The organism is Pseudomonas sp. P7759 (assembly GCF_013386445.1).
In the GTDB taxonomy this organism is placed as follows: domain Bacteria; phylum Pseudomonadota; class Gammaproteobacteria; order Pseudomonadales; family Pseudomonadaceae; genus Aquipseudomonas; species Aquipseudomonas azotoformans_A.
This window is the reverse complement of sequence record NZ_JACART010000007.1, coordinates 364,232-390,034: the sequence shown is the minus strand read 5'-3', so window position 1 is coordinate 390,034 and position 25,803 is coordinate 364,232. Positions and strand designations below refer to the sequence as shown.

Genomic DNA, 25,803 nt, shown 5'->3' with positions numbered 1-25,803 from the left:
CCAGGTTCATCAGGCCGCAATATTAATGATAAATATTATCATAAGCAAAACAGAACGGATGAAAGACCTGCCCCGACGGATTGCCGAAGCCCGTCGCGGGCCCTACAATGCGAACAATTCTTGTTCTCTAAAGCATGGCGATGCTTGTGGAGTGTCCGCGTTGAGCCCGTCCAATACCGTCGAAGTGTTGTACAACGACCATCACCACTGGCTCACCGGCTGGTTGCGTCGCAAGCTCGGCTGCCCGGAAAGCGCTGCCGACCTGGCCCAGGACACCTTCATCCGTGTGCTTACCGCGCGGGAAACACCGACGCTGGTCGAGCCCCGCGCGTTCCTCACCACGGTCGCCAAGCGTGTGCTCTTCAACTTCTACCGCCGCCAGGACCTGGAGCGCGCCTACCTCGACGCCTTGGCGCAGATGCCCGAGCACGTGGCACCGTCGGAAGAAGAACGCGCCATCATCCTGCAAACCCTGGTGGAGTTGGACCAACTGCTCGACGGCCTGCCCGTCCAGGTCAAGCGTGCGTTCCTGCTGGCCCAACTCGATGGCCTGACCTACGCACAAATCGGCACTGAACTGGGTATTTCCATCGCCACCGTCAAACGCCACCTGAGCAAAGCGGCTATGCGCTGCTACTTCGCCCTATGAACTTCTCCACCCAAGTCGCCGAACAAGCCGTGCACTGGCTGATGGAAATGCAGCAAGGCGCGCTCAACCCGCGCCAGCAAGCCGCCTGGCAACAGTGGTTGAACGCCCACAGCGAACACCAGCGTGCCTGGGATCACATGCAGCGCGTCAATCAGCGCCTGCGCGGCATGCCCTCGCCCCTGGCCCATGCGGCGTTGAATGCGCCAACTTCCACCAGCCGTCGCCAGGCGTTGAAGTTGCTGTTGATCCTCGGCGCCGGTTCGGCTGCCGCCTGGAGCCTGCGCCAACAGCATATTTTGCCGCCGCTGACCGCCGACTACCGCAGTCCCGTCGGCCAGCGACGCAAGGTGCAATTGGCCGACGGCAGCCAGTTGCAGCTCAACACCGGCACCGCAGTGGATGTGCATTTTGATGGCCAGCAACGGCTGATCCGCCTGCTGGAAGGCGAGATTCTGTTGACGGGTATTACAGGCAGCACACCGTTGCAGGTGCTGACCGGCCAGGGTCTGCTCACTAGCCAGGCGGCGCGTTTTAATGTGCGGCAGTTCAACGATCACACCCAACTGGCGGTATTCGACGGACAAGTCGACGTGATGCCCAGCACCTACACCGGCCTGCCGCTGAGCGTCCAGGCCGCGCACCAGGTCAACTTCACCCGCAAAGGCTGGGACACCCCGCGCCCCACCGACGCCAACAGCGGCGCTTGGGCCGACGGCATGCTGGTTGCTGCCCACATGCGCCTGGAAGATTTCCTCGGCGAACTCGGCCGTTATCGCCGTGGCCAGGTCAGTTGCGACCCACAGGTAGCCAACCTGCTGATCTCCGGCAGCTACCCGCTGGATGACAGCGAGCGCATTCTCGACCTGCTGGAAGTGAGCCTACCGGTGAAGGTACGGCGCTTTACCCGCTACTGGGTGACCGTGCAGGCACGCGCCTGAAATTAATTCAAAAAACAGTGAGCCGTTTTCCACCCCTCGCGTGACAGAGAAGGAAAGCCACCTTGATCCTTCCTTCTCAGGACCGCTCTTCATGCCCCAGCAACCGAAGCTTCTTGCCCGCACCGTGCGCCAACTCCTACTCGGCGCCAGCCTCAGTCTGACTGTGCTGCCCCCGGTGATGGCGGCCGACGCCAAGCCCTATCACATCGCCCCGACGTCGCTGGAAGCAGCACTGAACCAGTTTGGCCGCGAAGCCGGCGTGTTGATTTCCTTCGGCTCCGAAGTCACGGCGGGTATGCAGAGCCGTGGTTTGTCCGGCAACTACGGCGCTGCGGACGGCCTGCAAAAATTGCTGGAAGGCACCGGCCTGCAAGCCCGTGCCGAAGGCGACAATGCCTACAGCCTGCAACCGGCCACTGCACCGGCCAGCATTGAGTTGGGCACCTCCAGCGTGGTTGGTGATTGGCTGGGCGACGCGGCGCAGACCAATGTGTTCGAACACCCCGGCGCCCGCGATGTGATCCGCCGTGAAGAATTCGAACGCCAGGGCGCCACCCAGGCCAAGGACGTGCTCAACCGCATTCCCGGCGTCAACACCCCGGACAACAACGGCACCGGCAGCCACGACATGGCACTGAACTTCGGCATTCGTGGCCTCAACCCACGCCTGGCGTCGCGCTCCACGGTGCTGATGGATGGCATTCCGGTGCCGTTCGCGCCCTACGGCCAGCCGCAGCTTTCCTTTGCGCCGATCAGCATGGGCAACATGGACGCGGTCGACGTAGTACGCGGCGGCGGTGCGGTGCGCTACGGCCCGCAGAACGTCGGCGGCGTGGTCAACTTCGTGACCCGCGCGATCCCGGATGCACCGACGGTCAAAGGCGGCTTGCAGACCGAAACCAGCCCTTCCTCCAGCCACGACGGCTTCAAGACCACCGGCAACCTGCTGGCCGGCGGCACGGCTGATAACGGCCTGGGCGGGGCGATTCTGTACTCCGGCACCCGTGGCGGCGACTGGCGCGAAAACAGCAATACGCGTATCGACGACCTGATCCTCAAGGGCAAATACCAACTGGATGACGCCAACAGCTTCAACGCCATGGCGCAGTACTACGAGGGCCAGGCCGATATGCCGGGTGGCTTGAACGTCGCGGACTACAAGGCGGATCCCTACCAGTCCACCCGCCCCTACGACAAATTCTGGGGGCGCCGTACGATGTTCAACGTCGGCTATCGCTATGAGCAGGACCGCCGCGAGTTCACCGTGAACAGCTTCTTCACCAAGACCTTGCGCAGCGGTTACCTGGACCAGGGCACGTTCCTTTCGCTGTCCCCGCGTGAATACTGGGTGCGTGGCATCGAGACCCGCTTCGCCCAAGGCTTTGACCTGGGCCCGACCAGCCACGAAGTCGGCGTCGGCTACCGCTACATCAACGAGGCCGGCCACGAACTGCGTTACCGCACGCCGATTGCCGCCAACCAGCAGATCCCCACCACCGACAGCCGCAACGACCGCGACACCCGTGGCGGCACCGAAGCCAATGCGTTCTTCATTGATGACCGGATCGATATCGGCAAGTGGACCATCACGCCGGGCGTTCGCTACGAGATGATCGAGTCCCAGCAGACCAACAACCTGACCAACGTAAAATACAAAGGCGACTACAACACCGCGCTGCCGGCACTGAACGTGCTGTACCACCTCAGCGACAGCTGGAACCTCTACGCCAACACCGAAGGTTCGTTCGGCAGCGTGCAGTACAGCCAGATGCCGAACCGCGTGACCAGCGGCGAAGTGAAACCGGAAAAAGCCCGTACCTGGGAACTCGGTACCCGCTACGACGACGGCGCCTTGCGTGCGGAAATCGGCGCATTCCTGATCAACTTCGACAACCAGTACGAAAGCAACCAGACCAACGACTCGGTGATTGCGCGTGGCGAAACCCGCCACCAGGGTATCGAGACCAGCGTCAACTACGCGCTCGACGGTTTGAGCCCGGCGCTGGCCGGCTTTGATGTGTACGCCACTTACGCCTACGTCGACGCGACCATCCGCGAAGACGGCCCGAACAAAGGCAACCGCGTGCCCTTCTCGTCCAAGCACAAAGGCACCCTTGGCGTGGGCTACACCGAAGGCCGCTGGAAGCTCAACCTGGACAGCAGCTACCAAAGCAGCCAGTTCGCCGACAACGCCAACACCGAGAAGGAAACCGCCAACGGCGCCAACGGACGCATACCTGGCTACATGTTGTTCAGTAGCCGCGCGGCCTATGACTTCGGCCCGCAACTGTCGGATTTGAATGTGGCAGTGGGTGTGAAAAACATCTTCAACACCCAGTATTTCACCCGCTCGTTCGACGATAACAACAAGGGTAAATACGTGGGCGAACCACGCACGGTCTACGTACAGACCTCCATTGCGTTCTAACGCCACTCAAACGAAAACGGGCCTGCAAATGCAGGCCCGTTTTTAGTGGCGCGTGAGAAAGCTATCAGCCGTTGAACACGGCGCGTTCTTTTTCCAGAAACTCCTGCTCAAGCTCATCTTCGTTGACTTTGGTGGTCGGCTGGTTTTTCCCGGCAGCGCGTGGCTTGCCTTGCAGTTTGCCGAACAGATGTTCCAACGCATGGTCCAGCTTGGTCGCCGCACCGTCGATCGCCTGTTCCAGGGTATCGGCTTTGTGCAGCACGGACAGCGGTTGATGGCCTTTTGGCCGCGCTTCCAGGCGGCAACTTAAATCGTGGGGACCGGGCTTGTCGCCGTTCTCATCCCGCAGGTAGACCTCCACTCGGGTCAGGTCTTCTTCGTAACGTTCGAGCGTGCTCTCAATGGTAGTACGTACCCACTCCTCCAGTCGGATGCTGCTTTCAATATGGTTATCGCTATTGACTTGGATTTGCATAGTTCTTCCCTTATTTCAGCTAGCTCGCGAGAGGTCACAACTGCAACACCGGGTCGGTGAAACCATGACCTCTTGATTACACAATTGAGCAGTCAGCAGAACAATTCAACCCCTTTGCAAAGATAAATCCCACATTACAAATTAAGTCTGACTACGAGCAAAAACGCTGTTAGGGTGGGGAGTTGGTTACATCTTCTTATGCCCAGCCAACCTCACAATTGCCCCTCTCCCAACGGGTGCAATCCACGGAAAATCCCTGCTTCTTCAACCAGCCAATCGTGCACCGCGCGTACGCCCGGATGGCTCAGTGCGCCTGGTGCATACAGCAACACGTAACGTTTGTGGTTAGGCACGGCCAGGCCGAAGGGCACGATCAAGGTGCCGCGCTCCAACTCATCGTTGAGCAAGGTGCGCCGCGCAATGGCCACGCCCATGCCGGCGATGGCGGCTTCGATGGTCAGGTGGTTGCGGTTGAAGGTGTGGCCACGGCGCACGTCGGCGTGGTGATAGCCGATAGCATTCAGATAAAACTCCCACTCGGCGTACTCATAACTCCCACGCCAGGCGGTGATGTCATGCAGCAGTGGGAAATGCACCAGGTCGGCGGGACCATGCAGCGGTGGCCGGCCGCGCAGAAGGCTCGGGGCACAGACCGGGAAAATCTGCTCATCCAGCAGGGCTGTGGATAACAGGCCAGGGTAGCTGCCGTCGTTCAAGTCAATGGCCAGGTCGAAGTCACCTTCATGCAGGGCGATGCTGCTGTCCTCGGCGACCATGCGCAATTGGATATCCGGAAAGCGCTGCTGCAAGCGCGGTAACCGAGGGGTCAGCCACTTGCCGAGAAACGAAGGGATCGAGCGCAGGCGCAGAGTGCCGCTGATCATCCCCGCGTCCAGGCGCTGCAACTCTGCGTCGATGCTGCCGTAGGCCTCCCCTACCGTTGTCGCCAATCGCTGCCCTTCGGCACTCAGCTCCACCCCACGCGCGCGCCGATGAAACAAGCGGAAACCCAATCGCTCCTCCAACTGGCGGATCTGCTGGCTCACCGCACCCGGCGTGATGTGCAGTTCCTCGGCACAGCGGGTGAACGACAAATGCCGCGCAGCACAGGAAAAAACGTGCAGCCAGACATACGTCTGGCCATGAAGGGGCCGGGTCATAGCGTTTAGTCCTGCTAAAGGGTGTCTTAGGATAATTCGTTGGTCAGTGCCGTGCCAGAGGCTCAGTATCGCGCCAATTCCGCTCGCTCTACAAAACATGGCAGCGATTTCTACTCCATTGCTTGTAAGGCTTTAGCATGGCTATCAGTGTTTTCGATCTATTCAAAGTGGGTATCGGCCCTTCCAGCTCCCACACCGTCGGCCCAATGCGGGCGGCGGCGACCTTTTCCCAAGCCCTGATCGATCAACAACTGCTGAGCGACACCCGCCGTGTAGAAGTGCGCTTGTACGGCTCGTTGTCCGCCACCGGCGTCGGCCACGCCACCGACCGCGCCTGCGTAATGGGCCTGATGGGCGAATGGCCAGACCGGGTCGACCCCACCTCGATCAACGCACGTATCCAGCAACTGCGCGAATCCGGCCGACTGCTTCTCGCAGGTCAGCAGGACATTGCCTTCAACTGGAAGCACGATCTCCTACTGCTGGACGAAAGCCTGCCCTACCACCCCAACGCCATGTCCCTGCACGCCTACGGCGAAAACGGCCTGCTGAGCGAGCAGACCTACTACTCGGTGGGCGGCGGTTTCATCATCGAAGCGGCGGAAGCGGCCTCGGGCATTGCGCCGACCAGCGATGTGGAATTGCCCTACGACTTTTCCAGCGCCGTGGAACTGCTGGCCTTGTGCAACAAGCACGGCCTGCGGGTTTCCGAACTGATGATGGCCAACGAACGCGCTTGGCGCAGCGACGAAGACATCCGCAGTGGCCTGTTGCACATCTGGTCGGTAATGCGTGAATGCGTGGAACAAGGCCTGCGCGATGAAGGCATCTTGCCGGGCGGTCTGGACGTACCGCGCCGCGCGGCGAAATTGCACCGCAGCCTGCTGGAAATCGGCAAACCGAATGTCATCACCTCGACCCTGTCGGCCATGGAGTGGGTCAACCTGTTCGCCCTCGCCGTCAACGAAGAAAACGCAGCCGGTGGGCGCATGGTCACCGCACCGACCAATGGCGCGGCCGGGATCATCCCGGCGGTGCTGCATTACTACATGAAGTTCAACGCCGACGCGTCTGACGACGACGTGGTCAATTTCTTCCTGGCCGCTGCGGCAGTCGGCATCCTCTGCAAGAAAAACGCCTCGATTTCCGGCGCCGAAGTCGGCTGCCAGGGTGAGGTGGGTTCGGCCTGCGCCATGGCTGCAGCAGGGCTTGCCGATATTTTGGGCGCTACTCCAGAGCAACTGGAAAACGCCGCCGAAATCGGCCTGGAACACAACCTCGGCCTTACCTGCGACCCGGTCGGCGGCCTGGTACAGGTGCCGTGCATCGAGCGCAATGCCATCGCGGCGGTCAAGGCGATCAACGCCACGCAAATGGCCCTGCGCGGTGACGGCAAACACTTCATTTCCCTCGACCGGGTGATCCGCACCATGCGTGATACCGGCGCCGACATGCATGACAAATACAAAGAAACTTCACGGGGCGGCCTGGCCGTGAGCTGGGTGGAGTGCTGAGGAGCATTCCCTGATCGCCCCAACGTGAGCCCGCGCAAAAATAATAACGAGGCAATAACGATGACCGATGTACGTACACCTGCCGTAGAAAATCCCACTGCCGAAACAACCGTGACCACCGGCTGGACCAAACACGACACCACCTGGATGCTGGGCCTCTACGGCACCGCCATCGGCGCCGGCACGTTGTTCCTGCCGATCAATGCCGGCGTCGGCGGCTTCTGGCCGTTGATCGTACTGGCCCTGCTGGCCTTCCCGATGACCTTCTTCGCCCACCGTGGGCTGACGCGCTTTGTGCTGTCAGGCAAATCTGGTGACATCACTGAAGTGGTCGAGGAACACTTCGGTGTCGGCGCGGGCAAGCTGATCACCCTGCTGTATTTCTTTGCCATCTTCCCGATCCTGCTGGTGTACAGCGTGGCGCTGACCAACACCCTGAGCAGCTTCATGGAACACCAACTGCACATGGCCCCGCCCCCTCGGGCGATCCTGTCGCTGGTGCTGATTCTTGGCCTGATGGCTATCGTACGATGCGGCCAGGGCGTGATCGTCAAGGCCATGAGCGTGCTGGTGTACCCGTTCGTCGCCGCCCTGCTGTTGCTGGCGTTCAGCCTGATCCCCAACTGGAACGGCGCCTTCTTTGCCTCCGCGGGTGATGGCATGCCCCTGCCGCTGTTCTTCAAGACCCTGTGGCTGGCGATTCCGGTGATGGTGTTTTCCTTCAACCATTCGCCGATCATCTCCGCCTTCGCCGTCGACCAGAAACGCGTGTACGGCGCCCAGGCCGAGCGCAAAAGCAGCGGCATCCTGGCCACGGCCCACGGCATGATGGTGCTGACCGTGATGTTCTTCTGCTTCAGCTGCGTACTTGCACTGTCGCCAGCCGACCTGGCAGCGGCCAAGGCGCAGAACATCTCGATCCTGTCCTACCTGGCCAACCACTTCCAGACGCCAGTGATCGCCTACGCCGCGCCGTTGATTGCGCTGGTAGCTATCACCAAATCCTTCCTCGGCCACTACATCGGCGCCAGCGAAGGTTTCCAGGGCCTGATCGTCAAATCCCTGCGCGGGCGCAATCGCTCGATGTCGGCCAAATGGCTGGAACGCTGCACCGCACTGTTCATGGTGATGACCTGCTGGGCCGTGGCTACCTTCAACCCGAGCATCCTGGGCATGATCGAAACCATGGGCGGGCCGATCATCGCGTGCCTGTTGTTCCTGATGCCGATGTACGCCATTCGTCGCGTGCCATCTCTGCGCCAGTATTCGGGCCAGGTGTCGAATGTGTTTGTGGTGGTGATTGGGTTGATTGCGCTGTCTGCGATCGTTTTCTCGGTACTGCCCTGAAATAGATCACCCAACAAAAAGGCGAACCTCGGTTCGCCTTTTTCATGTCCCGCAATAACGGCTCGGCGCCTTATGCGGCACGGCCTTTGCTGTACAGCTGTAGAGGGAAACGGACCTTGTGAAAACCTCAGCGACGGAGTGGCCGATGGTCAGGAGACGCGAACTAATCCCGACACCGGTCGTCAATGACTGCATGTTCTTATCAGGCGGTACGCACCATGGACAATCCTTTTCAGATCATCACCGACACCTTCACCCCTGAATACCGCGTCAACTTGAGCATCCAACGCCTGGACGGCAGCATCATGCTGACCCTCTCCAACGAACAAGGCGTGGTGGCCAAGCGCATGATCAGCGCCGAACAGCGCAATGATCCCAAGCGGCTGAAACGCCTGGTGCAAAGCATTCAATTCGGTATCGCCATCGAACAGGGCCACAGCGCCATGGAGATCCTGGCGGTGATGACGGATGGCGATCACAAAGTCCTTCATCGACCGCCGACCCGCGCCCTGCCGTTCAGCGTCGGGCTTTAAAGCTCGCCCTTCTCGGTTTCCAGGCTCGCCTCGCCCTTGCGACGCGGGCCTTCGACCTTCACCGAAGGGAAGGCCGACGAGGCGTAGCGCACCACCAGAATCGCGAACGCCAACAGCAGAATCCCACCGCACAGGTAGATGATTCCCACGTCCGGCGGATTGTGGTGCGACACGTTGGAGATCAGCAGTCGCGTCAACGCGGTGATTGCCACGTAGATCAGGAAGCGCACCGGCATGTGGTTGGTCTTGAAGTAAATCCCGACCATCGCACCCAATTCCAGGTAGATGAACAGCAGCAAGATGTCATCGATCTTGATGTGCCCGTTCTCCAACATCCCCAGAAACTCCATCACCGCCGCCCAGGCCGTCACCGCACCAATGGCGAACAGCGCCAGGTAGTGGAACGACTCGACGAACAGGTTACCCAGGGACTCTGCCAGCCCGTGGACTTGCTGGCGCAGCCTTTCGGCCCAGTTGATTTTCACGATGATGCTTCCTTAGGTCGACTCGACCGGATAATGCGGGTTGGACGTGACGGTTGTTCTGCATGCAGAAAAAAGGCCAGGGGCAGGTATAAGATGATGGCGGGGTGACATGAGGCACTCCAAACCTGTATTTACGGACTACATTAAAAAACTGCTATCCAAATCCGATGGTTTGGCTTAACCTTTTTACTGTATATAAATACAGCATTCCAGCAACACCCGAACACAAGGGCTACTCCCCTTCACTACTGCACCCTGATGACGAGGCCAAAAAATGGCTGTTGAAACCCTGTATCGCAGTACCCGCGACTTGGAGACTACATTCGTGGATCGCAAACTTGCCGACGCACACGACCAGATGCTTGAACTGGCAGAGTCTCTGATGGATGTCCTGTTGAAAAACGTGGAAGGCTTGACTGAAAAGCAGGCAGAAGACGCCGGTATTTTCATGGCCAAGAACCGCGCCGCCTTTGCAGCAGCATTCAAGAACAACGCCAGCGCCCTGGCCGAGATCGGGCAGCCGGAGGCAGAGTAAGGAGGCCGGCCCGCCTCCGTTGATTCAGGGTGAACCAATGGGTTCAGGCAGACCGGCGATTCATGGTTTTACCAAAGGCTATTCGCGCCTTACGCCTGCCACAAGGTTTTACCGAAGAAGGTCAACGTGCGGTCCCACGCCAGTTGCGACCATGCGGCGTCGTATTGCGTGTCGGGGATACGGCCATGGCCGATCGCCGTTTCGTTGGCAAAGGCATGGCGCGCCAGGTAGCGATAAAACGTCGCGTCCACGCCGGCCGCGTGCAGCGTTGACTCCAGCTCCGCGACGGTTTCGATATTGAAAAAAGCATCCTGCGTGCCCCAATGGCCAATCAGCGGTGCTTTGATTTTTGCCGCATCCAGGTATTCAAGCGGCGGGAAGCCATACCAGACCACACCCGCGGCCAGTTCTGGAATTGCATTGAGCGCCAACAGTGTCAACGCCCCGCCCATGCAGTAGCCGGTCACGCCCACTTTTTTCGAGTCGGCCTGCAGGTAACGCACTGCGCCTGTGATGTCCTGGGACACCGCATCGCCAAAATCCAGGCTGTCCATCAGGTGATGGGCTTCTTCCTCTTCCACGGTCGAGGCGCCGCGATAAAGGTCCGGCACCAGCACCCGGTAACCGCATTCGGCCAGGCGGATGGCCACGCCCTTGATCTGCTCGTTAAGCCCCCACCACTCTTGAATCAATACGATGGCCGGCGCCCCTTCCAGCACAGCCGGGCTGGCCAGGTAGCCGTTGACTTCGGCACCGTCTGGGCGCTTGAACGTTACGGAATGCGCTGTTGCTTGATTGGACATGAAGACTCTCCGCGGCAAGTAGGAAAACGATGGCGGGCAAGCACCGAAAAGCGCCCGCCTTCAGAACCCTATCAGGATTTTCAAGCTGACAAACCCTCCTCTCCCCTCGTTATGTACCACTGTGTATTAGCGCACCCGCGCGACATATTCGGGATACAAAACACCGGTCTACTGGGCCTGCCTGAACCTTCACTGATCAATACGCCGTGACCGAAGGTTCAATCACATAGGACCCGGAGAATAAAAATGCACGACTCAACACCGGTTGATCGCCTGATCGTCAACACCTACACCAATGGCCTCATCGGCCCCAGCCAGAAGATGCTCGGCCCGCTCGCCGATGGCGGCACCCTCATCACCGGAACTCCACCCGGGTGTTGGGGCCCGATGATCACGCCCGCGTTTGAGGGCGGCCATGAGGTGACTCAACCCGTATTCATCGCCGGCGCCGAAGTCGGTGACGCCGTGGCCCTGAAGATCAAACGCATGCGCGTAACGTCGCTGGCCACTTCGTCAGGCGTCATGCGCTTTGTTGAGGGGCGTTATCACGGCGATCCCTTTGTCGCCAAGTTCTGCTCCAACTGTGGGCAGGAGCATCCCGCCAGCCATGTCGACGGAATCGGCGCCGACGCCATTCGTTGCAACGCCTGCGGGGCGGAGGTCAGCGCGTTTCGTTTCAGCCATGGCTACGTCATCGTGTTCGATGCCGAACATCAGGTGAGCCTGACCGTGAACCAGGCGGTAGCCGACCGCCTCGCCGGCCAGGCACCGGATATGGCGGCGTTGCCGGAGATGTCCGCGCAACATTCGATTCTGTCCCTGGCCCGCGCCGATATCCCCGGCCTTGCCGCGCACATGCGGCCTTTCCTGGGCAATATCGGCACCACGCCTTCACGGGATCTGCCGGATTCCCACAACTGTGCCGACTTCGGCCAGTACCTGGTCGGCGCGCCCCACCGCTACGGCATGACCCATGACCAACTGCATGCGGCGAAAACCGACGGGCATATGGACACCAACTCCGTACGCGAAGGTTGCGTGCTGATTTGCCCGGTGAGAGTCCCCGGTGCCGGGGTGTACATGGGCGATATGCACGCCCAGCAAGGCAATGGCGAAATTGCCGGGCATGCCACCGATGTGTCGGGCGAAACCGAACTCACTGCCCACGTGATCAAGGGGTTGAACCTCAAAGGCCCGATCCTGCTGCAAAACCTCGATGACCTGCCGCCCATGGCTCGCCCGATGACCGCCGAGCAACGGCTGCACGTCAAGGCACTGGGCGAGCACTGGGGGCAGTTCGAGATCGAAGACAACGGGCCCATTACCTTTATCGGCAGCGGCGCCGACCTCAACCTGGCGACGGAAAACGGCCTGGAGCGCGCGGCGGAGGTCACGGGCCTGTCGATGGACGAGGTGCGCAACCGCGCAACGCTTAACGGTTCGATTGAAATCAGCCGGTTGCCGGGAACCGTTCGCGTCACGCTCCTGTGCCCGATGCACATTCTGGATCGCATGGGGGTCGGCTCACTGGTGCGTGAGAAGTATCAACTCTGATCGGTGTATCAGCGGTACAGCAAGCGCTCGGCCAGCTCATCCGCCACCCGTGCGGGTGAGCGTTTTTCCGCCTGGGCGTGGGCGAAGATCTCGGTGAGGCGCGTGCCGATGTTGGACAGGTGCGCGGTGATGGTCGGCAGTTCCGCCCCGCTGTGCTTGAGCGCGACGTAGATCAGGCCGCCGGAGTTGATCACATAGTCGGGCGCGTAGAGGATGCCGCGCCCTTCCAGTTGATCGGCCACTTGCAGGTTGGTCAATTGCGCACTGGCGGAACCGGCGACGGCGGCGCAGCGTAACTGGCCGACGCTCTGGCGGTTGAACACAGCGCCGAGACCGCAGGGCGCCAGGATGTCGCATGGCGTGCTCAGTAACGCGTCGTTGGCGATGGGGTGTGCGCCCAGTTGTTCCATGGCCAGTTGCACCTTGCCGTGGTCGATGTCGCTGACCAGCAATTCCGCACCGGCAGCGTGCAGTTGTTCAGCCAGGGCGTAGCCGACATTGCCCAGGCCTTGGATCGCCACACGCAAGCCTTCAAGGTTATCGCTGCCCAGGCGCGCCATCGCGGTGGTGCGAATGCCGGCGAACACGCCCATGGCGGCATGGGGCGATGGGTCGCCTGCGGCGGTGGTGCTGGTGACGTAACGGGTGTGCTGGGCGATGCAATCCATGTCGGCCACCGAAGTGCCGCTGTCGGTGGCGGTGATGTAGCGCCCGTCGAGTTGTTCGATGCAACGGCCAAAGGCTTCAAACAATGCCGCGCGGTTTTCCACGTGGCCGGGACGCAGGATCACAGCGGTGCCACCGCCCACCGGCAGACCGGCCAGTGCCGCCTTGTAGCTCATGCCTTGGGCCAGGCGCGCGGCATCAGCCACGGCACTTTCGTCGTCGGGGTAGGAAAGGTAGCGACAGCCACCGAGAGCAGGCCCCAGGCGGCTGTTATGAATGGCGATGACCGCCTTCAGCCCAGTGGCCGGGTCGATGCTCAAGTGCAGCGATTCAAGGCGGGTGCTGTGCATGAGAGCAAACATCGTCAAGCTCCCGAATCACTTCTGGTAGTGGGCCAAGTATAGGCTTGCGGCAGAAAACTGCCGGACCAGGCTGGAATAAGCCGCCCGATTTCGCAGGTCTTGCGACATAAGCACGCAGGATATTTTCCAAGCCACTGGACGAAAATTCCCAGCAAGGCTAAAACGGGAGCATCTGCCGGAGAATGCAATGAATCCCCGCAACGCCTTTTTCGCCTGCCTGGAACGCTCCCCTCCCGCGCTGTTTGAAGCGGCGTTGTGGATTGCTGCCGAGCACGATCCGGCCGTAAAGCCCTCGCAGATCCTGCAGGAACTGACCTTGCTGCAACAACAGGTGAGCCTGGGCATGCCGCTGTTGCCGGCGGATGAACTGGGCCAGCCGCTGTTACGGCGCTTGAATGACCTGGGGTTTGCCCAGGATGAATTCACGCCCCTGCGCCCCGCCGCCGCCCTGCTGGACAAAGTCTTGCAGCGCAAACGCGGACAACCCCTGGCCATGGGCCTGATTGCCCTTGAGCTGGCGCGGCGCCTGGAGATTCCCATGGTTGGCGTGAATTTCCCCGGCCATTTCCTGTTGCGCGTGCCCGGCGCCGATCATCTGCTGGACCCCTGCGGCGGTCGACGGTTGTACCCCAACGATTGCCGCGACCTGTTGCAGCGCCAATACGGCCCCAACCTCAAGTTGCAGGCTGATCACCTGCACACCGCCGACCCGCGTTCGATCCTGCAACGGTTGTCCCGCAACCTGCGCCAACTGCACCTTTCCAACGACGTTCCGCTCCAGGCCTTGATCGACGCCGAACGCGTGCTGGAACTGGGCAACGCCAGCGCCGCCGACTACCTCGCACGGGCCAGCCTGTATCAGCGCCTGGACTGCCCCAACGCCGAGCGCTTCGACCTGGAACACGCGCTGATGCTCAGCGAAGACCCGATCCAACGCCTGCGCCTGACCGAACGCCTGGGCCACCTGCCGCCCAATTCAGTGGTGCATTAAGCCTGCGGTGTCTTGAGAATATCGCCCGGCAGCGGACTCTTCGGCACCTCGATTCCAGGCGAACGCACCTGAATGATCAACAACGCCGCAATCACCGCCGGTATCGCGCAGAAAAAGAAAATCTGCTGCACCGGAATATGCATCGCCAGCAACAGACTGCCAAACAGCGGCCCCAGGATTGAGCCAAATCGCCCTACACCCAGCGCCCAGCCTGTGCCGGTGGCGCGCACGTGCGCCGGATAGAAGTTACTGGCGAAGGCATTGAGGGTCAGTTGACCACCGATGATGCAAAACCCGGCCGCAAATACACAGGCCACCAGATAGCGCGGGTTGTCATGGTTGAGGCCGAGCAGAAGAGTGCACGCCGCAGCCGCGGCCAGTACGCAGGACAACAGGCGCACTTTGCTTTTCAAGCGGTCGGCGAACCAGGCCATACCAATGGCGCCCACGGTGCCGGCGAACAGGAACATCGAGGTCACCAGGTTGGCTTCTTTCAACGCCAAGCCACTTTCCAGCAGCAGCGACGGCAACCAGCTGATCATGAAATACAGCAGGATCAGACTGACGAAGAAAGTCGCCCATATCAGCAACGTCGGGCGTGCGTAGCCATTACGGAACAACTCCACCACCGTTAGCTTGCTGCCCTGTTCCTGCTGGTTTTGCGCCTCGGTCGCCAGCGGCGGGTGCCAGCCCGGCAACATGCGTGAGGTCACTTTCTGTAGCCTTGCGTAGGGCGGCGCATCACGCAGCAAACGCGGCAAGGACTCCGGCAGCAACCACACCAGAAACGGGAACAACAGCAATGGCGTCACGCCCCCCGCCAGAAACACCGCCTGCCAGCCGAAGCCTTCGATAAACCCCGCCGCCACGAACCCGCCCGCTGCGCCGCCGAACGAAAAGCCACACGCCGCCAAGGTCACCATCAACGTACGCAGGCGCGGCGGCGAATATTCCGACATCAACGCCATCGCGCTGGGCATCGCGCCGCCCATGCCGATGCCGCAGATAAACCGCGCGGCCATCAGCGTGTTCAGCGAATTGGCAAAGACCATCAGCACCGTCAGCGTGGCGTAGATCAGAACGCAGCCAAGCAGGATGCGACGCACGCCGAACCGATCCGCCAGCGGCGTCACCAGCAACGAGCCCAAGGTCAGCCCCAGCAGGTTGGCGCTGAACACCGGGCCGAATGCAGCCTTCTCCAGCCCCCAATCCTGAGCCAGCGCCGGCACCACGTAACCCAGCACCTGGGCGTCATAGCCGTCGGTCACCAGCAGCAGCGCCAGCAACAGGAGAATCAGCCACTGATAGCGCGACACCGGGCGGGCGTCGAGTGCAGCGCGAAAGCTGGCAATCTGATTGTGCATCGCAAGTACCTGTTTTTTATTGTTATGGAACAGCAAGCGTCAGGCGGCAGGTGTATCTGGCTGGTTGGCCGGATGAGCCTGCACAAAGGCCGGATGCTGCGCTGCCAACGCCGCGACCCGACCAATGCGCGGGTACGCCGCCAGCGGCACCTTGAAACGCTCGGCCGCATACAGTTGCGGGATCAGGAAGGTGTCGGCCAACCCCGGATGCTCGCCGAAGCAAAACCCTTGGTCGCCGATCAACTGCTCCACCGCGCCCAATCCCTGGCTGATCCAGTGCCCAATCCACGCCAACAGTTGCGCCTCGTCATGCCCCCATTGGCGTAGCAGGTTCTGGGGGCTGGAGTTATGCAGCGGATGGATATCGCAGCCGATGATCGAGGCCACCGCGCGCTCATGGGCGCGGGTCGCCAGGTCCTTGGAGAGCAGCGGCGCCTGTGGATAACGTTCCTCCAGGTATTCGATGATCGCCGGCGACTGAATCAACAGTTCGCCCTCCTCGGTACGCAAGGCCGGGACGCGACCTTGCGGGTTGATCGCCAGGTACTCGGGCTGACGATTGGCGCCGCCCGCCGGCACAAGCAGGTTGACCGGCACCGCGGTGAAATCCAGGCCCTTGAGCGCCAGGGCAATACGCACCCGGTACGACGAAGTGGAACGGTAGTAGGTGTAGAGTTCCATTACCCTGCCCTCCTAGCGCGCCGCGATCACGGTGCCACGGCATTCGCCGAAACCGATGGAGGCAAAGCCTTCACGGTTGCAACGCGCACGCAGGATGATTTCGTCGCCGTCTTCAAGAAACTTGCGCACTTCGCCGGACGGCAATTCAACGGCTTTTTTGCCGCCTTCAGTCATTTCCAGCAGGCTGCCGAATTGACCGGCTTGCGGGCCGGACAAGGTGCCCGAACCAAACAGATCACCCGCCTGCAATTGGCAACCGTTGACGCTGTGGTGGGCCACCAATTGCGCAACCGTCCAGTACATGTGCAGGCTGTTGCTCAAGGCCAGGCGATGGGCCGGCAGGTTCTGCTCGCGCATGGCGGCGGTGGTGAGCAGCACTTCCAGCTCGATATCCAGGGCACCTGCGGCCTGGTCACGTTTATCCAGCAGGTACGACAGCGGTTGCGGGTCGCCTTCAGGGCGCGCCGATTGCGCTTTGCGGAACGGTTCCAGGGCTTCAGCCGTGACCACCCAAGGCGAGATGGTGGTGATGAAGCTTTTCGACAGGAACGGCCCCAACGGCTGGTATTCCCAGGCCTGGATATCCCGTGCCGACCAGTCATTGAGCAGGCAGAAACCGGCGATGTGATCGGCCGCGTCACCAATGGCAATCGAATCGCCCATCTCGTTGCCCTGGCCGATCCAGATGCCCAGCTCCAATTCGTAGTCCAGGCGCGCACACGGGCCGAAGGTTGGCTCGGTTTGGCCGGCCGGCAGGGTCTGGCCTTTGGGGCGGCGCACGTCGGTGCCCGAGGTGCGAATAGTCGAAGCGCGGCCGTGGTAACCAATCGGCACGTACTTGTAGTTCGGCAGCAGAGGATTATCAGGACGGAACAGCTTGCCGACGTTCTGCGCGTGCTCGATGCCGACGTAGAAGTCGGTGTAGTCATTAATCCGCGCCGGTACCTGCATCTGGCAATCGGCGGCGCGGTGCAGCACCTGCGCTTCGCGGGTGTGCAGCTTGCTGCCTTCGGCCAGCAGTTCCAACAGGCGCTCGCGCAAGGCCACGCGCGGGCCGCGGCCCAGTTCAAAAAAGGCGTTCAATTGGCCACCGGCGGTCGCTTCGACGGCGCGACGGGCTTCACCGTCGAATTCATCGATGGCGGCGTGCAGATCCAGGATCGAGTCGCCAATCGCCACGCCCGCGCGCGGGGCCGAGCCGTTGATGCTGAACACGCCCAACGGCAGGTTTTGCAGGGGAAAATCGGTGTGACCATTGGCGGAGGCCACCCAGCTGCGGGTAAGTGTGGACTGAGTCATGGGTTATCTCCGGTTCGGGTTGAAGGTGGCGGGCAACGAGGCCCAGCACGCGTCATAAGTGGTTTGCAGTTGCGGGCAGTCCAGGGCGAACTGGGTGGGACGCAGCACTTGGCTGGTCTCGAACATGAAGGCCATGGTGTTGTCGATCTTGTGCGGTGCCAGCTCTACGTTGATGGCCTTGGTACAGGTCTCGCCGTCCGGGCCATGGGCGCTCATGCAGCTGTGCAGCGATGCGCCGCCGGGCAGGAAGCCTTCGGCCTTGGCGTCGTAGGCGCCCTGGATCAGGCCCATGTATTCGTTCATCAGGTTGCGGTGGAACCACGGCGGACGGAAGGTGTTCTCGGCCACCATCCAACGCGGTGGGAAGATCACGAAGTCGAGGTTGGCCAGGCCGTGGGTGCTGGTGGGCGAGGTCAGGACGGTGAAGATCGACGGGTCCGGGTGATCGAAGCTCACGGTGCCAAGGGTGTTGAAGCGGCGCAGGTCGTATTTGTACGGCACGTTGTTGCCGTGCCAGGCGACTACGTTGAGGGGTGAATGGTCCAACTCACAGGCCCAGAGTTCGCCGAGGAATTTCTGCACCAGCGTTGTCGGTTTCTTCACGTCTTCGTAGTGGGCGACTGGCGTCAGGAAGTCGCGCGGATTGGCCAGGCCATTGCTGCCAATAGGGCCCAGGTCCGGCAGACGCAGTGGCGCGCCGTGGTTTTCGGCGACGTAACCACGCGCCTGAGCATCCAGCAGCTCGACGCGGAATTTGAGGCCGCGCGGCAGCACGACGATTTCCAGCGGCTCCACGTCCAGCACACCCAACTCGGTGGCGATGCGCAAGCGACCTTGCTCGGGAACGATCAACAACTCGCCATCAGCATTGAAGAACACACGCTCCATGGATCGGTTGGCGCGGTAGTTGTAGACGCTGATGCCAGAGGGTTTCTCCGCCGCCGAGTTGGCGACCATGCCTACCAGCCCATCAATGAAATCCGTCGGTTCACTCGGCAAATCCAACGGGTTCCAACGCAAGCGATTGGGCGTCACCGCCCCCAACGGCCCACCGGCCAATTGCCGCTCCAACTTGATGAAAGCAGGATGATTGGCCGACGGCTGGATGCGGTACAGCCAGGTGCGCCGAGCTTCGCTGCGCACCATGGTGAACGCGGTGCCGGAGAACAGTTCGGTGTACAGCCCGTAGGGCGCTTTTTGCGGGGAGTTCTGGCCGACCGGCAGTGCGCCGGGCAAGGCTTCGCTGGCGAATTCATTGCCGAAGCCCGACAGGTATTCGAGGTTCATGGATCGTCCTCTGTACGGAAGTTGTTTTTATCGTAATCCAGTTACGCATAACGTAATTTGATCACTATCGACCGTCAAGCTATAAAGACGCCCATTCATCTCTCGGATTCTCGCCCCTCCATGGAAAAGCCCCGCGACACCGGTAAACAAAAAGTCCGCTCGGCCGAAGTGGGCACCGATATCCTCAAGGCCCTGGCCGAGTTGTCCCCGGCCACTTCGCTGTCGCGCCTGGCCGAACATGTGCAGATGCCGGCAAGCAAGGTGCACCGCTACCTGCAGGCGCTGATCGCCTCGGGTTTCGCCGAACAGAACACCGCCACCAACCACTACGGTTTGGGCCGCGAAGCCTTGCGCGTGGGCCTGGCGGCGCTGGGCAGCATGGATGTATTGAAGGTCGGCGCAATGCCCCTGGCGGAACTGCGCGATGAGTTGAATGAAACCTGCTTTCTGGCGGTATGGGGCAACCAGGGCGCGACCGTGGTGCAGATCGAACCCGCCGTGCGCGCCGTCACCGTGGTGACGCAATTGGGTTCGGTGCTGCCGCTGCTCAGTTCGTCCACCGGGTTGGTGTTCAGCGCCTTTCTACCGTCGCGGGAAACCGTGGAACTGCGTGAACGCGAAATCCAGGCCGGCACTGCCCATGCCCTGGCAGACGACCAGGCCTACGCTACCGCCTGCGAACAGATCCGCCAGCGTGGCCTGCATTTTGTGCATGGTTTGCTGATGCCCGGCGTCGATGCGTTATCCGCGCCGGTCTTCAACGCCATCGGCCAAGTGGCGGCGGTGATGACCGTGGTCGGCCCCACCTCGTTGTTCCATGCCGATGAAGACGGCCCGGCGGCGCAGCACTTGCTGGCAGCGACCCGGGCCGTGAGTTGGCGCATGGGCTATCAGCCCTGAATTAGTCGTGCCACTGCACCAAGGCCAGTGCCACACGGTTTTCCAAGGCGCGGATCGGTGCGGCAGTGCTCAGGTAGTTGTTGCTGATCATTGAAAACACCAGGCGCCGGCCCTGGGCGTCGCTGATGTAGCCACTCAACGAAGACACGCCAGCCATGGAGCCGGTCTTGGCGTGCAGGTTGTTTTCCGCCGCCGTCCCGCGCAGGCGATACCGCAAGCTGCCGCCGCTCATGCGATCGGTATTACCGGCGATTGGCAAGGCGTTGTACCAGGCGTCGAACCAAGGCTGTTTGGCCGTCGCCAGCAGCAGATCGGTGAGGTTCTGCGACGACACCAGATTGCGCCGCGACAAGCCCGAACCGTCGACCTGGCTCAGCGTCAGCGGGTCCAAGCCCTGGCGGCGCATGAAGTCCGCCACCGCTGCGACACCGGCCTGCGCCGTCCCTGCATTGGACGCCTTGCGGCCCATGGTCTTTAGCAACGCTTCGGACATGTTGTTGTTCGACAGCTTGAGCAGCGGCGTGATCAGTTCTTGCAACGGCGCCGATTGGTGCTCGGCCAACACCCTGGCCGTTACTGGGCTGACCCCACCGATCACACGTCGCCCAAGTACCTGAATGCCCTGCTGCGCCAACGCCTGCTCAAACAGATTGGCCACCAGCTGCGTCGGCTCCCACACGCTCACCCACTGCCGGCTTTGCTTGCCCGGCGCCAATGCGCCAGTGAGTTGCAGCAGATTGGTACCGTGCTGGCGAGTGATGCCGTAATTGTTGCCGGGGCCGCTGACAGCACGGTTGCTCAGTTGCACGTAGTCGGTAGACGGGCTCACCACCACGCTGACCGGTTGGCCAACCATGGCGGGCGCTTTTGCCGTGACCAGTAGCGTGCCCGCATCAAAATCCGTGTTGGGCGATACGGTCAGCGCGGAAATCTGCGCGCCGTAGTAGGTGCTTTCATCGTCGTGTGCCCAGTCCACACCCAGGCGTTCGGCGTCGAAGAAGGTATCGTCGAATACCAAGTCGCCCTGGACCTGGCGCACGCCTTGGGCTGCAAGTTGCGCCGCCAACGCCTGGTAATCGGTGAATTGCGTGGTTGGATCGCCTAACCCTTTTAGATACAAGTTGCCGGTAAGGCGCTCGCCTTGCTGCGCGCCGTTACTCAACAGTTGCGTGGAAAAACGATACTGCGGCCCCAGCACATCCATTGCCGCTGCGGTGGTGAGCAACTTGAGATTGGAGGCAGGAATCAGGCGGGTTCGCGGGTTGTGTTGATAGAGCGTGCTGCCGCTACGGGCATCACGCACCATCAGGGAAACCGTGGCGCCGTTGAGGGCCGGGTCAGCCAGGAGTTGCTCCAGGGTTGCCGGGGTGGAAGTCGGTGAAACACTCGCGCACCCCCCCAGCAAAACGCTCAAGCACAGCAGATGTAGCCATCGTCCAAAATGCATCAGTATCGTTTCCGCCAAGACATCAGTGGCGGCAACGCTACCACAAACCCTTTAGAACTCCAGGGTGCTGGACACCGACACCTGCCGCGCATCGCCCATGGACACAAACAAGCGGCTGGCCGCCGAGGTGTAGTAAACGCGGTCGAACATGTTCTTCACGTTGATCTGGAACTTGACCTTTTGCCCATCGATCTTGGTGTCGTAGGTGGCGAACGCATCCGCCACCGTGTAACCCGGCAAGGTGAAATCGTTGGCCGCATCGCCTGCCCGTTCACCGACGTAACGTGCACCGGTGCCCACGCGCAACTGGTCGCCGCCAAAGATGTTGCCGAAGTCATAAGCCACCGCCAGCGAGCCGGTGTGCTTGGCCACGTTTTGCAGGCGGTTGCCTTCCAGGGTCGGGTCCTTGTCCTTGACGTCCAGTGCATCGGTGTAGGCGTAGCTGCCGATCAGGCTGACCTTGTCGGTCAGTTGGCCGGTGGCATCCAGTTCCAGGCCACGGGAACGCACTTGGCCGGCGATGCTGTAGACGGTGTTGGCACCGGAACCAACGGAGACCAGCACGTTGCGCTTGTCGATATTGAACAACGCGGCGCTGGCGGTGATACGTCCCGGAATGTCGAGCTTGGCCCCCAGTTCCCAGGACTTGGATTCCTCGGGCGTCAGGTCGCCGGTCAAGGTGCTGCCATCGGCCAAGGCGGCGATGGTGGAGTTGGGTTTGAACGATTCGGTGTAGCTGCCGTAGAACGACAGTTCATCGGTGTAGCGATACACCAGGCCCGCACGCGGCACCCAGGCCTGGCCGTTGCCGTTGGTGTTGGCCTTGAACGGCACACCTTTGCCAGCATATTGGTCGTACATCTGGTAGCGCGCACCGGCGACGAAAATCCACTGTTCGTTCAGATAGAGGGCGTCCTGGAAGAACAGCGAATCGCTGCGCAGCAGGTCGGTCTGGGCGCTGTCCGCGGGGCTGACGGTAGTGCCTGCGACTTCGTTGCCATACACCGGGTTGTTGTAGTTGAAGCTGGTGGCGCGCGAACTCTGGCGAATCAGGTCGGCGCGGTAGATCTTGCGGTACTCATCATCCAGGCCGAACACCACATCGTTCTGTAGGCCGAACACATTGACCTTACCTTCCAGGCTCGCCGTGGCGAAACGGTCCGTGGTGATTGCCCCTTTGGTGCCGTCCATCTTGCGGGTCAGGGTGCCGTTGGTGTTCACCGCGCTGACGCGCACTTGGCTGGCGTCGTAGGTCTCGCGGTTCCAGCTGTAGCCGAAATGGGCTTTCCAGTCATCGTTCAGGTCGTGATCAGCCTCGAAGCGGTACAGGTCGGAGCGGCCTTCCATATTGTTGAAAGGTTCATCCAGACGCCGAGTGGCCGGGATATCCAATGGGTGGTTGGACTTGTCGATGGCGGTGCCACGGTCGAACGGCGTGAGAAATTCACGGTGTTCGTAGGCAAACAGCAACTTGGTGCTGTCGCCATACCAGGCCAAGGACGGCGCGATCAGGCTCTCACGGTGAGTACCGAAGTTACGCCAGTAGTCTTCGTCTTCATGGTCGACGATCAGGCGATACGCCAGGCCGCTGTCGCCAATCGGGCCAGTGGTGTCGAGGCTGCCGCCGCTGCCGTTCTTGCCGTCGCCAAAGGTAGAGCCGCGTACGGTCAGGGCAGTGGACTGCACCAGTTCCGGCTTTTTGCTGACGATGTTCACCACGCCGCCCGGATCCTGAATACCGTAGAGCAGCGACGACGGGCCCTTGAGCACTTCCACGCGCTCCGCCGTAGCATTCAATGCACGCCCCTGCACGATGGGCATGCCGTCGCGCATGATCGAGCCGTTACGGTTATCACCAAAGCCGCGCAACATCACCGCGTCCTGGGTGCTGGCCAAGGTGTTGGCCTGGGTGATACCGCTGACGTTGGCGAGGGCATCATCCAGATTGCGCGGGGTCTGGTCGCGCAGTACTTGGGCGGGCACCACATTGACGGTTTGCGGAGTTTCCAGCAGCAGCGCGTGGGAGCGCATCACCGAACTGGTGGGCGGCGGCTGGTAGCTGGTGCTGTCCTGGGCCTGGCCGACACCGCTGATGGTGGTGGCGCCGAGGTTGACCGCGCCTTCGGTGGGCAGCGGTTCAAGGGCCAAGGTACGTGCATCGATCTGACGGAAGGTGAAGCCGCTGTTGCCCAGCAGGTGTTGCAGCGCCTGGTTTGCACTCATCTGCCCGCTGACTGCCGGGGCGCTGAGGCCGTAGGGCGCTTCGTCGGTGTAGATCACGCTGATGCCGGTGACCCGGCTGAAGTCGCTCAAGGCCTGGGGCAGCGGTTTGGCCGTCAGGGCAAAGTTGAACTGGGCGCTCTGCTGCTCCTGCGCCTGCGCAATGCTCAGGGGCAGCAACGCCAACCCCGATACCGCCAATACCGAGGCTCCCAGCCACTGTTTAACCCAACCGCCCGCCGTCGACTTCATGCTGTGAGAACCCGTGTAGAAAACGCTGTTAATGCGAATAGATCGCAGTTTCAAGCACTACACGGATGGGCGGTGGATTTACCTCACCTTTATTTGCAAAATATTTTATTTATTGCGCCTGGATACGAAACCCCATGCGTGGGAAATGCACATGCACGGTGCCGGCACGTTCGTCGCTGCGGCGCAGGATCAGCTCTTCGCGCCCGGCAAACAACAGTTCGCCCGCGACCGGATCGGTGCCGTAGTCGGTGGCGCAAATGGTCACCTGCTGGCCGGCCTTGAAGCCGTTCAAGTCCTCGAAGACTTCTTCAGGCAAAACCGCCGGTGCCGCATTGCGCGATACATCCAAGGCCTGTTCGGCGCTCATCTGGGTGCAAGTGCCATGGCCCAAACCCAGCACGCGATCCAGCCAGGCGGCGACGGCGGGATAGGCGTCCACCAACGGCGACGTCACCGAAGAGCCTTTGAGGAACCACAGTGGATGGGCCAGGGCAAAGTCGGCAATCGACGGCTCGCCGAACAGGAAATCCCCCGCCTGGTGCTGCAATTGCTGATGGATGCGATGGATGATCGTCGGCCATTGGTGCTTGGCTTGCTCCAACTGCACACGGGTTGCCGTGCCTGCGCTGAACAATTTGCTGCGGTCAGCGACTAGCACCTGGAGCATTTCCGGTGGCACCTTGGCGAATTTCACCGCCAGGGATTCCGGCTGGAACACCAATGCCACGGCATGGGAAAACACCACCGAATCGGCCCAGGCGGCGAAGCCTTGGGTGACCAGTTCCAGGCCCTGGGGAAACAGCGCCGGTGCGGATTTTTCCTGCTCCAGGCGTCGCGCGATCAAGGCGGTGTCGCAGTAGATATCCGCGCCGACTTGCAACACCGGCGTCTTGCGATAGCCGCCGGTGAGGGCGGTGAGGTCCGGCTTGGGCATCACCGGCGAGATGTGCACCGAGCGCCAGGACAAGCCCTTGAAGCCCAGCAACAGGCGGGCTTTTTCCGCGAAGGGGGATTGTGGGTAGTGGTGCAAAATCAACTCGGACATGCCGGACTCCGCTTTAGAAGTGAGCCGCTAGCTTAGCCTGTCAAAACCTGATTGGGGACGATGGGAACCCATCAGTCAAATCAATGAGCCACTGGCCGCGAGGCATTCCTTGGCGCTTTTCTTCAACTTCTTGATCAATCGTTCCTGGCGCAGCGCCTCGCCCTTGCTTGCGCATTGCTCGGTGTATACCAGCGCCACCGCCGGGCTGGACAGGAAAAACCGCGCGCCCTTGCCGCTCTGGTGAGTGGCAAAGCGGCGCACCGGGTCATTGCTGATGCCGCAGTAGAGCGAGCCATTGGCAGCGCGCACCAGGTAGACGAACCAGGGCTTGGGTTCAGAAGGATCAGTCACGGGTAGATTCGGCTAAAACACAGGAGCGCCAAGCTTATCAACGACTGGCCTGGAATGCCTTCAAACCACGCAGCGCCTGGGTACGCACGGCGTTTTTGACGATAGGCGTCCAGCCCAGCAACAGGCCTTTAGTGCCCAACGCCTGACGCGACCAGCGCCACAGGTCGAAGCTGTCGTGGTGCTCGCAGATTTTGCCGTCGCGAAACACAAAACTCGCCTGGATGTCGTTGACCACCGTGTTGCCGGTGGCACTGAACAAATAGGTGGCGACCCAATGCGCACCGCCGCTGCGTTCATCGCTGCGTACGTTGTCGAAGGTCAGGGAGAAGTCCTTGGCACGGGTGGTGAGCATGCGCCACATATCGCCGGCATCGCGCCCGTGCAGTTCGCCAAAGGCTGGGTCGCTGAACATCACGTCGTCGGTGTAGCAGGCGGCCATGGCTTCGGCGTCCAGACGCTGGAAGGCCTGGTAGAAATGGTTGATCAGGGCGGTATGGGCATCACTCATGGGCAAACT

The 25,803-nt window shown here is 61.2% G+C and carries 24 protein-coding genes; 10 read left to right on the top strand and 14 right to left on the bottom strand.

Annotation, left to right across the window (positions count from 1 at the left end):
• Positions 1-160 precede the first annotated feature (160 nt).
• The 3 genes from HX823_RS10640 (at position 161) to fecA (ending at position 4,015) form a co-directional block, all read left to right on the top strand.
• Positions 161-649: a sigma-70 family RNA polymerase sigma factor gene (locus HX823_RS10640; protein WP_038850031.1), complete on the top strand. Its 489-nt coding sequence runs from the start codon at positions 161-163 to the stop codon at positions 647-649.
• Positions 646-1,587, top strand: a complete 942-nt coding sequence (locus HX823_RS10635; RefSeq protein WP_177074833.1) for a FecR domain-containing protein — start codon at positions 646-648, stop codon at positions 1,585-1,587. The genes HX823_RS10640 and HX823_RS10635 overlap by 4 nt, the downstream gene beginning before the upstream one ends.
• Positions 1,588-1,678: 91 nt before the next feature.
• Complete coding sequence (gene fecA, locus HX823_RS10630; protein ID WP_177074832.1) at positions 1,679-4,015, top strand: TonB-dependent Fe(3+) dicitrate receptor FecA; 2,337 nt, start codon at positions 1,679-1,681, stop codon at positions 4,013-4,015.
• A gap of 64 nt (positions 4,016-4,079) precedes the next feature.
• On the opposite strand, the gene HX823_RS10625 is transcribed toward fecA, so the two are convergent.
• Together HX823_RS10625 and HX823_RS10620 are read right to left on the bottom strand one after the other, a co-directional pair.
• Positions 4,080-4,490, bottom strand: coding sequence for an HPF/RaiA family ribosome-associated protein (locus tag HX823_RS10625; RefSeq protein WP_016978251.1), 411 nt, complete (start codon positions 4,488-4,490; stop codon positions 4,080-4,082).
• Positions 4,491-4,702: 212 nt separating this feature from the next.
• Complete coding sequence (locus HX823_RS10620; RefSeq protein WP_016978250.1) at positions 4,703-5,650, bottom strand: LysR substrate-binding domain-containing protein; 948 nt, start codon at positions 5,648-5,650, stop codon at positions 4,703-4,705.
• 137 nt (positions 5,651-5,787) lie between these two features.
• On the opposite strand from HX823_RS10620, the gene HX823_RS10615 reads away from it, so the two are divergent.
• The 3 genes from HX823_RS10615 (at position 5,788) to HX823_RS10605 (ending at position 9,044) form a co-directional block, all read left to right on the top strand.
• Positions 5,788-7,164 carry an L-serine ammonia-lyase gene (locus HX823_RS10615; protein ID WP_177074831.1) on the top strand — a complete coding sequence of 459 codons (1,377 nt, stop codon included), beginning with the start codon at positions 5,788-5,790 and terminating at the stop codon, positions 7,162-7,164.
• Between the two features lie 60 nt (positions 7,165-7,224).
• Positions 7,225-8,511: a serine/threonine transporter gene (locus tag HX823_RS10610; RefSeq protein ID WP_177074830.1), complete on the top strand. Its 1,287-nt coding sequence runs from the start codon at positions 7,225-7,227 to the stop codon at positions 8,509-8,511.
• Positions 8,512-8,729: 218 nt separating this feature from the next.
• The gene (locus HX823_RS10605; protein ID WP_016978247.1) at positions 8,730-9,044 is read left to right on the top strand and encodes a DUF3509 domain-containing protein; all 315 of its coding nucleotides are present in this window, start codon (positions 8,730-8,732) and stop codon (positions 9,042-9,044) included.
• Here HX823_RS10605 and HX823_RS10600 read toward each other — a convergent pair.
• Positions 9,041-9,529: a phosphate-starvation-inducible protein PsiE gene (locus HX823_RS10600; protein ID WP_016978246.1), complete on the bottom strand. Its 489-nt coding sequence runs from the start codon at positions 9,527-9,529 to the stop codon at positions 9,041-9,043. The genes HX823_RS10605 and HX823_RS10600 overlap by 4 nt on opposite strands.
• Positions 9,530-9,803: 274 nt before the next feature.
• Between HX823_RS10600 and HX823_RS10595 the strand changes: the two genes are divergently transcribed.
• A complete protein-coding gene (locus HX823_RS10595) occupies positions 9,804-10,064 on the top strand; it encodes a YebG family protein (RefSeq protein ID WP_016978245.1) in 261 nt (86 codons plus the stop codon).
• A gap of 89 nt (positions 10,065-10,153) precedes the next feature.
• On the opposite strand, the gene HX823_RS10590 is transcribed toward HX823_RS10595, so the two are convergent.
• On the bottom strand, positions 10,154-10,867 hold the full coding sequence (locus HX823_RS10590) for a dienelactone hydrolase family protein (protein WP_038850022.1): 714 nt from the start codon (positions 10,865-10,867) through the stop codon (positions 10,154-10,156).
• A gap of 246 nt (positions 10,868-11,113) precedes the next feature.
• Here HX823_RS10590 and HX823_RS10585 point away from each other — a divergent pair, with 246 nt between their 5' ends.
• On the top strand, positions 11,114-12,421 hold the full coding sequence (locus HX823_RS10585) for an acetamidase/formamidase family protein (RefSeq protein WP_038850020.1): 1,308 nt from the start codon (positions 11,114-11,116) through the stop codon (positions 12,419-12,421).
• 8 nt (positions 12,422-12,429) lie between these two features.
• On the opposite strand, the gene HX823_RS10580 is transcribed toward HX823_RS10585, so the two are convergent.
• Positions 12,430-13,449 carry a Glu/Leu/Phe/Val dehydrogenase dimerization domain-containing protein gene (locus tag HX823_RS10580; protein WP_038850018.1) on the bottom strand — a complete coding sequence of 340 codons (1,020 nt, stop codon included), beginning with the start codon at positions 13,447-13,449 and terminating at the stop codon, positions 12,430-12,432.
• A gap of 187 nt (positions 13,450-13,636) precedes the next feature.
• Between HX823_RS10580 and HX823_RS10575 the strand changes: the two genes are divergently transcribed.
• The gene (locus HX823_RS10575; RefSeq protein ID WP_038850016.1) at positions 13,637-14,440 is read left to right on the top strand and encodes a SirB1 family protein; all 804 of its coding nucleotides are present in this window, start codon (positions 13,637-13,639) and stop codon (positions 14,438-14,440) included.
• On the opposite strand, the gene HX823_RS10570 is transcribed toward HX823_RS10575, so the two are convergent.
• From HX823_RS10570 to hmgA, 4 genes are read right to left on the bottom strand one after another with little or no spacing between them, the layout of a single operon-like run.
• Positions 14,437-15,804 carry an aromatic acid/H+ symport family MFS transporter gene (locus HX823_RS10570; RefSeq protein ID WP_038850014.1) on the bottom strand — a complete coding sequence of 456 codons (1,368 nt, stop codon included), beginning with the start codon at positions 15,802-15,804 and terminating at the stop codon, positions 14,437-14,439. The genes HX823_RS10575 and HX823_RS10570 overlap by 4 nt on opposite strands.
• Before the next feature lie 39 nt (positions 15,805-15,843).
• Positions 15,844-16,485 carry a maleylacetoacetate isomerase gene (gene maiA, locus HX823_RS10565; protein WP_177074829.1) on the bottom strand — a complete coding sequence of 214 codons (642 nt, stop codon included), beginning with the start codon at positions 16,483-16,485 and terminating at the stop codon, positions 15,844-15,846.
• Between the two features lie 12 nt (positions 16,486-16,497).
• A complete protein-coding gene (gene fahA / locus HX823_RS10560; protein WP_177074828.1) occupies positions 16,498-17,784 on the bottom strand; it encodes a fumarylacetoacetase in 1,287 nt (428 codons plus the stop codon).
• A 3-nt stretch (positions 17,785-17,787) separates the two neighbouring features.
• A complete protein-coding gene (gene hmgA / locus HX823_RS10555; protein WP_038850011.1) occupies positions 17,788-19,071 on the bottom strand; it encodes a homogentisate 1,2-dioxygenase in 1,284 nt (427 codons plus the stop codon).
• Between the two features lie 120 nt (positions 19,072-19,191).
• Here hmgA and HX823_RS10550 point away from each other — a divergent pair, with 120 nt between their 5' ends.
• Positions 19,192-19,971, top strand: a complete 780-nt coding sequence (locus HX823_RS10550; protein ID WP_038850009.1) for an IclR family transcriptional regulator — start codon at positions 19,192-19,194, stop codon at positions 19,969-19,971.
• Between the two features lies 1 nt (position 19,972).
• Here HX823_RS10550 and dacB read toward each other — a convergent pair whose 3' ends face one another.
• From dacB to HX823_RS10525, 5 genes are all read right to left on the bottom strand, one after another.
• The gene (dacB, locus tag HX823_RS10545) at positions 19,973-21,418 is read right to left on the bottom strand and encodes a D-alanyl-D-alanine carboxypeptidase/D-alanyl-D-alanine-endopeptidase (RefSeq protein WP_177074827.1); all 1,446 of its coding nucleotides are present in this window, start codon (positions 21,416-21,418) and stop codon (positions 19,973-19,975) included.
• Between the two features lie 51 nt (positions 21,419-21,469).
• The gene (locus tag HX823_RS10540; protein ID WP_177074826.1) at positions 21,470-23,890 is read right to left on the bottom strand and encodes a TonB-dependent receptor; all 2,421 of its coding nucleotides are present in this window, start codon (positions 23,888-23,890) and stop codon (positions 21,470-21,472) included.
• 109 nt (positions 23,891-23,999) lie between these two features.
• Positions 24,000-24,935, bottom strand: a complete 936-nt coding sequence (locus HX823_RS10535) for a glutathione S-transferase family protein (protein WP_177074825.1) — start codon at positions 24,933-24,935, stop codon at positions 24,000-24,002.
• A 75-nt stretch (positions 24,936-25,010) separates the two neighbouring features.
• Positions 25,011-25,286, bottom strand: coding sequence for a GIY-YIG nuclease family protein (locus HX823_RS10530; RefSeq protein WP_038850002.1), 276 nt, complete (start codon positions 25,284-25,286; stop codon positions 25,011-25,013).
• Between the two features lie 37 nt (positions 25,287-25,323).
• Positions 25,324-25,794 (bottom strand): nuclear transport factor 2 family protein, encoded by a 471-nt coding sequence (locus HX823_RS10525; RefSeq protein ID WP_177074824.1) that lies wholly within the window; start codon positions 25,792-25,794, stop codon positions 25,324-25,326.
• Positions 25,795-25,803 lie beyond the last annotated feature (9 nt).

Coding starts and splice junctions, on each gene's coding strand:
- fecA (WP_177074832.1), top strand. CDS start 1,679: ATGCCCCAGCAACCGAAGCTTCTTGCCCGCACCGTGCGCCAACTCCTA.
- fahA (WP_177074828.1), bottom strand. CDS start 17,784: ATGACTCAGTCCACACTTACCCGCAGCTGGGTGGCCTCCGCCAATGGT.
- HX823_RS10605 (WP_016978247.1), top strand. CDS start 8,730: ATGGACAATCCTTTTCAGATCATCACCGACACCTTCACCCCTGAATAC.
- HX823_RS10585 (WP_038850020.1), top strand. CDS start 11,114: ATGCACGACTCAACACCGGTTGATCGCCTGATCGTCAACACCTACACC.
- HX823_RS10535 (WP_177074825.1), bottom strand. CDS start 24,935: ATGTCCGAGTTGATTTTGCACCACTACCCACAATCCCCCTTCGCGGAA.
- HX823_RS10525 (WP_177074824.1), bottom strand. CDS start 25,794: ATGAGTGATGCCCATACCGCCCTGATCAACCATTTCTACCAGGCCTTC.
- hmgA (WP_038850011.1), bottom strand. CDS start 19,071: ATGAACCTCGAATACCTGTCGGGCTTCGGCAATGAATTCGCCAGCGAA.
- HX823_RS10635 (WP_177074833.1), top strand. CDS start 646: ATGAACTTCTCCACCCAAGTCGCCGAACAAGCCGTGCACTGGCTGATG.
- HX823_RS10610 (WP_177074830.1), top strand. CDS start 7,225: ATGACCGATGTACGTACACCTGCCGTAGAAAATCCCACTGCCGAAACA.
- HX823_RS10550 (WP_038850009.1), top strand. CDS start 19,192: ATGGAAAAGCCCCGCGACACCGGTAAACAAAAAGTCCGCTCGGCCGAA.
- HX823_RS10620 (WP_016978250.1), bottom strand. CDS start 5,650: ATGACCCGGCCCCTTCATGGCCAGACGTATGTCTGGCTGCACGTTTTT.
- HX823_RS10540 (WP_177074826.1), bottom strand. CDS start 23,890: ATGAAGTCGACGGCGGGCGGTTGGGTTAAACAGTGGCTGGGAGCCTCG.
- maiA (WP_177074829.1), bottom strand. CDS start 16,485: ATGGAACTCTACACCTACTACCGTTCCACTTCGTCGTACCGGGTGCGT.
- HX823_RS10590 (WP_038850022.1), bottom strand. CDS start 10,867: ATGTCCAATCAAGCAACAGCGCATTCCGTAACGTTCAAGCGCCCAGAC.
- HX823_RS10595 (WP_016978245.1), top strand. CDS start 9,804: ATGGCTGTTGAAACCCTGTATCGCAGTACCCGCGACTTGGAGACTACA.
- dacB (WP_177074827.1), bottom strand. CDS start 21,418: ATGCATTTTGGACGATGGCTACATCTGCTGTGCTTGAGCGTTTTGCTG.
- HX823_RS10615 (WP_177074831.1), top strand. CDS start 5,788: ATGGCTATCAGTGTTTTCGATCTATTCAAAGTGGGTATCGGCCCTTCC.
- HX823_RS10570 (WP_038850014.1), bottom strand. CDS start 15,804: ATGCACAATCAGATTGCCAGCTTTCGCGCTGCACTCGACGCCCGCCCG.
- HX823_RS10580 (WP_038850018.1), bottom strand. CDS start 13,449: ATGTTTGCTCTCATGCACAGCACCCGCCTTGAATCGCTGCACTTGAGC.
- HX823_RS10625 (WP_016978251.1), bottom strand. CDS start 4,490: ATGCAAATCCAAGTCAATAGCGATAACCATATTGAAAGCAGCATCCGA.
- HX823_RS10575 (WP_038850016.1), top strand. CDS start 13,637: ATGAATCCCCGCAACGCCTTTTTCGCCTGCCTGGAACGCTCCCCTCCC.